The sequence below is a fragment of the Micromonospora sp. DT44 genome, assembly GCF_049841635.1.
In the GTDB taxonomy this organism is placed as follows: Bacteria; Actinomycetota; Actinomycetes; order Mycobacteriales; family Micromonosporaceae; genus Micromonospora.
On record NZ_JBNCKS010000065.1, the window covers coordinates 26,324 to 34,191 of the forward strand.

Consider the following 7,868-nt stretch of genomic DNA (forward strand, 5'->3'; position numbering starts at 1 on the left):
TCAGCGGGCCCGTCAGACGAGCGGCGCCCGCGCGGGTCGGTCGCCGTCGCCGGCCGCGCGGGCGCCCTCGGGAGCGGTGATCGGCGCGGTGATGATCCGGCTCGGCAGCACCGGAGCGTCCCGACCCGTGCCCCGGCGCGCGCCGCCGGCGGTCGACTGTTCGTGGTAGTCCTGCTCCACGTTGACCGACCAGATGTCGTGGGCGCTGCCGGTGACGATGTTCTCCACGGTCAACATCGCCGTGAGCATCGAGTGGTCCTGGTTGTTGTAGCGGTGCATGCCGTTGCGTCCCACCGGGTGCACGTTCGGTACGGCCTCGGCCAGCCACGCCCGGATCACGTCCACGTTGTGCTGGTAGCGCTCGTCGTACACCGGATAGGCCTTCGGCATGCGCACGACGTAGCCGGCCTCGACGACCCCCGGCCGGACGAGGCCCAACCGCTCCAGCTCCGCGGTCGCGAGGGCCACCAGGTCGGCATCGGGGGTACGCCACATCTCGTCGTCCTCGAAGACGAAGTACTCCAGGCCCAGGCAGGTGCGCCCGTCCTTGACGAGGTACGGCGACCAGGAGCCGTAGTTCTGGATCCGGCCCACTCGCACCGCGGGATCGTGCACGTAGATCCAGTTGTCGGGGAACGAGAACTCGGCCGGCACCACCAGGGCGACGGTCAGGAAGTCGCGGTAGCGCAGGTCGGCGGCGCAGGCCAGCACGTGCGGGGGCGCCGGCGGGCGGAGCGCGGCGACCAGCTCCGAGATCGGCATCGACGAGATCACGTCGTCGGCCGGCTCGGTACGCTGCCCGCCCGCGCCGTTGACCGTCACGCTGATCGCCCGGCGTCGTTTCGGGTCGCGGTGCACGGCGGTCACCCAGGTGCCGGTCGACACCTCCCCGCCGCGCTGGCGTACCTGGTCGGCGCAGCGTTCCCACATCATCCCCGGCCCGTACTTCGGGTACTGGAACTCCTCGATCAGGCTGGTCACGTCGGTGCGGCGGCGTCCGGGCAGCACCGCGTTGCGGATCGCCGTGGCCAGCGACAGGTTCTTGATCCGCTGCGCGGCCCAGTCGGCCCGCAGCCGGTCCGCGGGCATCCCCCAGACCTTCTCGGTGTACGTCTTGAAGAAGATCGAGTACAGCCGCCAGCCGAACCGGGCCGACACCCAGCCCTCGAAGTGCGACTGGTCGCGCGGTGGGCGAACCCGCGCCCGGGCGTACGAGGCGAGGCACCGCACCGCCTCCGGCAGACCCAGGTTGCGCAGCGCGTTCGTCGCGCTCAGCGGGTAGTTGAACAGGGCGCCCCGGTAGAAGATCCGGCTCATCCGGGGCCGGGTCAGGAAGTCCTCGTCGGGCAGGATCTCGTGCCAGAACGCCTCCACCCGGGGGACCTTGGTGAAGAACCGGTGTCCGCCGATGTCGAAGCGCCACCCGTCGCGTTCCACGGTCCGGCTGATCCCGCCGACCACCTCGTCGGCCTCGAAGACCCGGACCGGCCGCCCGTGCCGGAGCAACTCGTAGGCCGCAGTGAGCCCCGCCGGCCCCGCGCCGATGACCACCGTGCCGTGTTGCTCGCTCATGCCGCCGTACTCCCTGTTGCTGGTCGAGGCGGCCCGCGTACCCGTTATGACCGGGATGTCACCTCTGGTCCTGGTGGGTTTCTCCTCCGGCGAGGTCTGCCGGGGCGTACAACGGGGAGGGCGGCGGGCGGTTCGGCGGACCGGGGGAGCGGGGCGGATGCACCGGTGGCGGGGCGGCCGGCGGCGCGCGACGGCGCTGGTCCAGACGGGCGCGCGACTGGTCCGCCGGGTGCCCCAGCCCTGGCCGTACCTGATCGGGCTCTTTCTCGGCGCGAAGCTGCTGCTGACCCTGCTCGGCCTTTTGGTCCTGCACGCCTGGGACGGCATCCCCGGGGCGCCACCGGCGGACGAGTCGTTGATGTGGGCGCAGCAGCGGGACATCTCCGGGCACCGGTGGATCTCCTTCTGGTTCGCCTGGGACGCGCTGCTCTACCTGCGGCTGAGCGAGCTGCCGCTGACCGGGCGACCGTGGGGGGACTTCGGCTTTCCACTGCTCTACCCCTTCCTCGCCCGGCCGGTCGGCGCGCTGCTGGGTGGCGACAACGCGCTGGCCCTGTTGTTGATCAGCAATGTCGCGTTCCTGGGCGCTCTCGGGTACGGCTACCGGCTGGCCGAGCTGCTGTTCGCTGACGCCGACGCGGCTCGTCGATTCACCCGCTACCTGGTGCTCCTGCCGACGGCCTTTTTGTTCCAGGCCGCGCTGACCGAGTCGCTGTTCGTCTGCCTCGCGCTGGCCGCCTTCTACTACGCCGAGCGTCGCCGGTGGCTGCTGGTCGGCGTGGTCGGCTACTTCCTGGCGATGAGCCGGTCTCTCGGACTGCTCGTCGTCCTGCCGTTGGCGCTCGTGCTGCTGCGCCAGCACGACTGGCGGCTCGGTCCGCGTGCCCTGCTCGGATACCTGCGGACCGGCTGGCCGTTGCTGCTGCTGCCCGCCGGATGGTTCACCTTCATGGCGTTCTGCAGATGGCGGGGCGGGGACTGGTTCGCCTACCAGCACGCGCAGAAGGCCGGCTGGGGGATCGAGGCGCAGAACCCACTTCCGGTGGTCCTGGACGGGCTCACCGGCGAGCCGCGCGACGCCGCCCGGGTCCTGTTCGCCCTGGTCGTCCTGGCCGTCCTGGCCGCCGGGTTCCGCCGACGGGAGGTGGCCTATCTCGTCTACGGCGTACTCATGGTGGTGGTGCCGCTGTCGCTGGGTCCAGCGGTCTACAAGAGCCTGCTGCGCTACCTGCTGGCGGCGTTCCCGGTGGCCCTGGTGCTGACCCGCTGGGCCCGCCGGGCGAGCGCCGACGTGTGGCTCACGGCGGCGCTCGCGCTCGTGCAGGGCGCGCTGTTCGTCCTCTGGCTCACGTACTGGACCCACATGATCATCTGATGCCCATCCTCGCCGAGCCGGACCGGGTGCCCCGAGGCGTGCTGCGCGCCGACGACCGGCTCGCCGCTCTGGAGGTGCTCCGCCAGCCGCAGGCGGCCAACCCCTCGTACCTGACGGTGGCCCAGTTCGCCGCCCTGCGGACCCACCTGCCGGTCTGAGTCCCGGCGGCCCTGTGCGAGCCTGGTACCCGTCGTGCCGACGCTTGCGGGGAATGGAGGCCCGGTGTTCGCCCTGGCGCTGAACGAGGATGTCGAGCTGCGCGCGTTGGACCCCTGGCGGGCCGAGGAGTTCCTCGCCCACCTGGACCGGGCGCGGGACCACATAAGTCCCTGGGTGGCGCCGTCCTTCGTCGCCACCGACCTGCCGTCGGCCCGGGCCGTGTTGCAGCGCTACGCCGACCGCTGGGCGGCCGACGCCGGCGGTATCTGGGGCCTGTGGTGGCGCGGCACGCTGGTCGGCGGGGTGATGTTCGTGTCGTTCGACGTCACGCTGGGCCTGTGCGAGGTCGGCTGCTGGGTGGAGCCGGCGGCGCAGGGCCGGGGCTTCGTCGCCCCCGCGGTTCGGCGGATCGTCGACTGGGCGGTGCGGGAGCGCGGCATCCAGCGCGTCGAGTGGCGGACGAACGCCGCCAACGTCCGCAGCATCGCCCTGGCCCGCCGGCTGGGCCTGCGCCACGACGGCACCCTGCGTCAGGTATATCCGGGCCCGCATGGTCGCGTTGACCTGGAGATCTGGTCGGTGCTGGCCGACGAGTGGCGGGCCGTGTCCGCGCCGCCACCCACCGTCCACTGACGACGACGGATTTCTGTCGTACCCGGGCGGCAGCATGCATTCATGGCCATCCCCGCGCTCACCCCGCATACCGACCCGCCGCGCTCCGTGCCGCTGCGCGAGGCGCGCACCCGGTTCAGCCAGCTCGTCGCGTTGGCCGAGCTGACCGACGCGGTCACCGTCGTCACCCGCGACGGCGATCCCCGCCCGGTCGCCGCGATCGTTCCCGCCGCCGCGGCCCGTAGCGCCGCCCAGGCCCGCGCCGACGCCGACCGGCTCGCCGCGGTCACCGCCGGGTGGGCCCGCCGCCTCGACGAGCAGCACCGCCGCAGCAGCCAGCGGCACGCCGCCGAGCTGGGCGCGGTCCGCGCGGCGCTGGCCGAGGTGTGGGCCGAGCTGGACCGCCGGGTCGTCCCGGGCAGCGACCCGACGCTGGCCCGGCTGCGCGCCGCGCACGCCGACCTGCTGGCCGACTGACCTCCGCTTTGCCTGGCCGGAGGCGACTCGCGCCCGGTCCGGGCGTCGGCCTGTTCACCGTGCGGCGTCAGCTCGTCGCGCGGTGGCGGGGGTCAGGTCGTCGCCGGGTAGGCGTGGGTCTCGGTCGCCTTGACCGCCACCCAGATCCGTTGGCCCGGGATCAGCCGGAGCTGGGCCGCCGCGGCCGGCGTGACGTCGGCGGCCACGCCGACCGGCCCGTCCACCTGCACCCGCACGTTGTCGCCGTGGCGCTGGACGCCGCTCACCGTGCCCGCCCACGTGTTGCGAGGGCTGCCGTCAGGTCGCGACGGGTGCAGGGCCACCGCCGCCGGGCGGAACGCCACGAACGCGTCGCCGTCCAGCCGGTCGGCCACGCTCAGGGTCAACTCCGGCGCGACACGTACGCCGTGGCCCTCGGCCCGACCCCGGTAGAGGTTCAGCCCGACCAGACGCGCCACGTAGTCGGTGCGCGGGCGGGCCGTGACGCTCGGACCGTCGCCCTCCTGGACGACGCGCCCGCCCTCGACGATGACCAGGCGGTCGGCCAGCGCCAACGCGTCCAGCGGATCGTGGGTGACCAGTACCGTCGCGCCCGGGTGCGCGGCCAGGTGGCGGTGCAGCTGCGCGCGGGTCTCCAGGCGCGTACGGGCGTCCAGGGCGGCCAGCGGCTCGTCGAGCAGCAGCAGCGACGGTCCGACGGCCAGCGCGCGGGCCAGCGCCACCCGCTGCGCCTGCCCGCCGGAGAGCTGACGGGGCTTGCGGTGCGCCTGGCCGGCGAGGCCCACCCGGTCGAGCCAGCTCCGCGCGGTGGCCCGTGCCGCCCGCCGGTCGACGCCGTGCCGGCGCGGCCCGAACGCCACGTTGTCCAACGCGTCGAGGTGCGGAAACAGCAGGTAGTCCTGGAAGACCACGCCGATCGGCCGGCGCTCGGTGGGCACCCAGCTCCGGCTCGCCGGGCGGTCCAGGTCGACGCCGTCGAGGGTGACGTGCCCGGCGGTGAGCGGGTGCAGCCCGGCCAGGGCGCGCAGCGCGGTGGTCTTGCCGGCCCCGTTGGGCCCGAGCAGCGCGACGACCTCACCCGGTGCGACCCGCAGCGGTACGTCCAACCGGAAGGCGCCCCGGTCGACGACCAGCCGGGCGTCCAACAGCGGCGCGGTCACGGGCCGGTCGTCCGGTGGTGGCGCGGTCACGGGCCGGTCGTGGGGCGGCGGCGCGGTCACGGGGCCGCCATCCAGCGGTCGCGCAGCGCGGCCAGGATGCCCACCGAGACGATCAGCAGCACCAGGCTGAGCACGATGGCGGACTCCAGGTCGGTCTCCAGCGCCAGGTAGACGGCCAGCGGCATCGTCTGCGTACGCCCGGGATAGTTGCCGGCGAAGGTGATGGTGGCGCCGAACTCGCCGAGCGCCCGCGCCCAGCACAGCACCGCTCCGGCGGCGATCCCGGGTGCCACCAGTGGCAACGTGACGTGCGTGAAGGTCGTCCACCGGCTGGCCCCCAGTGTCGCGGCGGCCTCCTCGTAGCGGTGGTCGGCCGCGCGGAGCGCGCCCTCGACGGCGATGACGAGGAACGGCATGGCGACGAACGCCTCGGCCAGCACCACGCCCGCGGTCGTGAACGGCAGTGTGACGCCGAACGTGGCGTCGAGCCAGCCGCCGAGCAGCCCGCGTCGGCCGAAGACCAGCAGCAGCGCCACGCCGCCGACCACCGGCGGCAGCACCAGCGGCACGGTGACCAGGGCGCGGGCCAGCCGGCGGCCGGGGAAGTCGACCCGGGCCAGCAACCACGCCAGGGGCACCCCGAGCAGCAGGCAGAGCAGCGTGGCCAGGGTCGCGGTCTGCACCGACAGGCGCAGCGCCGTCAGCGCCCCCGGCGCGGTGAGCCGCTGCGGCAGCGTCGCCCACGGCGCCCGGACCACCAGCCCGGCCAGCGGCAGGACCAGGAAGAGCAGGCCCAGCCCGGCCGGGATCAGCAATGCCGCCGGCACCCGTGAACGCCGTCGGGAGGTGGTGGGCTCGCGGACCAGGCTCACGACGCCGCCTGGAACCCCGCCTCGGCGAGGACCGCCTGGGCCGGCGTCGAGCGGACGTACGCCACGAAGGCGCGCGCGCCCGACCGATTCGGCGCGTCCTTCAGCGCGACGATCGGATAGTCGTTGATCGCCCGGGCGGACTCGGGGAACTCGACACCCGTCACGTCGGCGCTCGCGGCACGGGCGTCCGTGCGGTAGACGAGGGCCGCGTCGACCTCGCCGAGCTTGACCTTGGCCAGCGCACCCTTGACGTCCTGTTCGAGGGTGACCGGCGTCAGCGCGACGCCGGCCGCGGTCAGGGCGGTACGCGCCGCCGCGCCGCAGGGCACCTGCTCGGCGCAGAGCGCGACCTTCACTCCCGGACGGGCCAGGTCGGCGAGACCGGTCACGCCCTTCGGGTTGCCGCTGGGCACCGCGACCACCAGTTGGTTGCGGGCGAAGACGAACGGCGTGCCGTCGGCGTCGCCGGCCTGCGTCACGGTCGCCATGTTCTTCGGCGCCGCCGAGGCGAAGACGTCTGCCGGAGCGCCCTGGGTGATCTGGTTGGCCAGGGCCGAGCTGCCGGCGAGGTTGAGGGTGACGGTGACGCCCGGGTTGGCGGCCTCGAAGTCCTTCGCGATGCGGGTGAACGACTCGGTCAGCGAGGCTGCGGCGAACACGGTCACCGTGCCGCTGACCCGACCGTCCCGGGTGTCACTTCCGGTCGCCGGGGCGCCGGCGCGGTCGCAGCCGGCCGTCGCCAGCACGGCCAGCGCCAGCGCCACCGCGACGTATCCGGCCCCCCGCCTCATCCGTTCCCCCTCGATCCGGCCGGGGCGGTAGGCGCGGCGCGTTCCACCACCACGGTGGTCGACTTGATCACGGCGACGGCGACCGAGCCGACCCGCAGGTCGAGGTCGTCGACCGCCTCCCGGCTCATCAGCGACACCACCCGGAACGGGCCGGCCTGGATGTCGACCTGGGCCATCACCGTGTCCTTGCGGACGTCGACGACGATGCCGCGCAGCCGGTTGCGCGCCGAGGAGAACTCGGCGCCCGCGTCCGGGTCGGCGGCCTGCGCCCGGGCGAACGCCGCGAGGTCGACGCCGTCGATGATCCGGTGACCGTGCTCGTCACGCCCGGCGGGCAGCCGCCCGGCGTCCACCCAGCGGCGGATCGTGTCGGCGCTGACGCCGAGCAGGTCGGCCGCCGCGCCGATCCGGAAGGTCGTCACCGGATCACCATAGCCGCCGCATCTGCGAGGAAGAAGTACCTCAGATGGCTGATTCTGCGTACTCGTGCGCGGTTTGCGGTTGCAGTTGCGACAGGGTTCAGCTGGCGCGGGTGTCGTACGTGGCGCGGTTGGCGAACACGTCGTCCATGTGGGTCTCGGCCCAGCCCTTGAGGCCTCGCACCACCTCGTGCAGGGACAGGCCCAGGCCGGTGAGCTCGTAGGTGACCGTGACGGGCACGGTCGGCTCCACGGTCCGCGTGATCAGACCGTCCCGCTCCAGCGAGCGCAGTGTCTGCGTGAGCATCTTCTGGCTGACACCGGCGAGCTGGCGCGACAGTTCCGAGTAGCGCATCCGGTAGTTGTCAAGTCAAACTGAGACGGTCTGTTCCTGCTGGGTTGGCTGGTTGATCCAGGCATGGTCGGGCAGC

The 7,868-nt window shown here is 73.3% G+C and carries 9 protein-coding genes and 1 pseudogene; 4 read left to right on the plus strand and 6 right to left on the minus strand.

The features are described from left to right. Positions 1–12 precede the first annotated feature (12 nt). The gene (locus ACLQ25_RS28105) at positions 13–1,572 is read right to left on the minus strand and encodes an NAD(P)/FAD-dependent oxidoreductase (RefSeq protein ID WP_425733781.1); all 1,560 of its coding nucleotides are present in this window, start codon (positions 1,570–1,572) and stop codon (positions 13–15) included. Between ACLQ25_RS28105 and ACLQ25_RS28110 the strand changes: the two genes are divergently transcribed. The 4 genes from ACLQ25_RS28110 to ACLQ25_RS28125 all read left to right on the plus strand — a co-directional run bounded on the left by ACLQ25_RS28110 (position 1,571) and on the right by ACLQ25_RS28125 (position 4,195). Next, positions 1,571–2,947: a hypothetical protein gene (locus ACLQ25_RS28110; RefSeq protein WP_425733782.1), complete on the plus strand. Its 1,377-nt coding sequence runs from the start codon at positions 1,571–1,573 to the stop codon at positions 2,945–2,947. The two genes, ACLQ25_RS28105 and ACLQ25_RS28110, sit on opposite strands and share 2 nt — an antisense overlap. Beyond that, a complete protein-coding gene (locus tag ACLQ25_RS28115; RefSeq protein ID WP_425733783.1) occupies positions 2,947–3,105 on the plus strand; it encodes a hypothetical protein in 159 nt (52 codons plus the stop codon). Before ACLQ25_RS28110 ends, ACLQ25_RS28115 begins: the two co-directional genes overlap by 1 nt. Before the next feature lie 64 nt (positions 3,106–3,169). Further along, a complete protein-coding gene (locus ACLQ25_RS28120; RefSeq protein ID WP_425733784.1) occupies positions 3,170–3,739 on the plus strand; it encodes a GNAT family N-acetyltransferase in 570 nt (189 codons plus the stop codon). 42 nt (positions 3,740–3,781) lie between these two features. Beyond that, positions 3,782–4,195 carry a type II toxin-antitoxin system prevent-host-death family antitoxin gene (locus tag ACLQ25_RS28125; protein ID WP_355049688.1) on the plus strand — a complete coding sequence of 138 codons (414 nt, stop codon included), beginning with the start codon at positions 3,782–3,784 and terminating at the stop codon, positions 4,193–4,195. 92 nt (positions 4,196–4,287) lie between these two features. Here ACLQ25_RS28125 and ACLQ25_RS28130 read toward each other — a convergent pair whose 3' ends face one another. The 5 genes and pseudogenes from ACLQ25_RS28130 to ACLQ25_RS28150 all read right to left on the minus strand — a co-directional run. Then, positions 4,288–5,355: an ABC transporter ATP-binding protein gene (locus ACLQ25_RS28130; RefSeq protein ID WP_425733788.1), complete on the minus strand. Its 1,068-nt coding sequence runs from the start codon at positions 5,353–5,355 to the stop codon at positions 4,288–4,290. A gap of 56 nt (positions 5,356–5,411) precedes the next feature. After that, the gene (modB, locus tag ACLQ25_RS28135; protein ID WP_357118041.1) at positions 5,412–6,227 is read right to left on the minus strand and encodes a molybdate ABC transporter permease subunit; all 816 of its coding nucleotides are present in this window, start codon (positions 6,225–6,227) and stop codon (positions 5,412–5,414) included. Continuing rightward, a complete protein-coding gene (gene modA / locus ACLQ25_RS28140; protein WP_425733785.1) occupies positions 6,224–7,018 on the minus strand; it encodes a molybdate ABC transporter substrate-binding protein in 795 nt (264 codons plus the stop codon). Before modA ends, modB begins: the two co-directional genes overlap by 4 nt. Continuing rightward, positions 7,015–7,440: a TOBE domain-containing protein gene (locus tag ACLQ25_RS28145; protein WP_425733786.1), complete on the minus strand. Its 426-nt coding sequence runs from the start codon at positions 7,438–7,440 to the stop codon at positions 7,015–7,017. The genes modA and ACLQ25_RS28145 overlap by 4 nt, the downstream gene beginning before the upstream one ends. Before the next feature lie 97 nt (positions 7,441–7,537). Beyond that, positions 7,538–7,792, minus strand: a pseudogene (locus ACLQ25_RS28150) (winged helix-turn-helix transcriptional regulator); the annotation flags it as partial. Positions 7,793–7,868: the final 76 nt, after the last annotated feature.

What these genes read in the sequence shown, in the direction of transcription:
- ACLQ25_RS28115 (WP_425733783.1), top strand. Translation starts at nt 2,947, where the DNA reads ATGCCCATCCTCGCCGAGCCGGACCGGGTGCCCCGAGGCGTGCTGCGC.
- modA (WP_425733785.1), bottom strand. Translation starts at nt 7,018, where the DNA reads ATGAGGCGGGGGGCCGGATACGTCGCGGTGGCGCTGGCGCTGGCCGTG.
- ACLQ25_RS28110 (WP_425733782.1), top strand. Translation starts at nt 1,571, where the DNA reads ATGCCGCCGTACTCCCTGTTGCTGGTCGAGGCGGCCCGCGTACCCGTT.
- ACLQ25_RS28125 (WP_355049688.1), top strand. Translation starts at nt 3,782, where the DNA reads ATGGCCATCCCCGCGCTCACCCCGCATACCGACCCGCCGCGCTCCGTG.
- ACLQ25_RS28105 (WP_425733781.1), bottom strand. Translation starts at nt 1,572, where the DNA reads ATGAGCGAGCAACACGGCACGGTGGTCATCGGCGCGGGGCCGGCGGGG.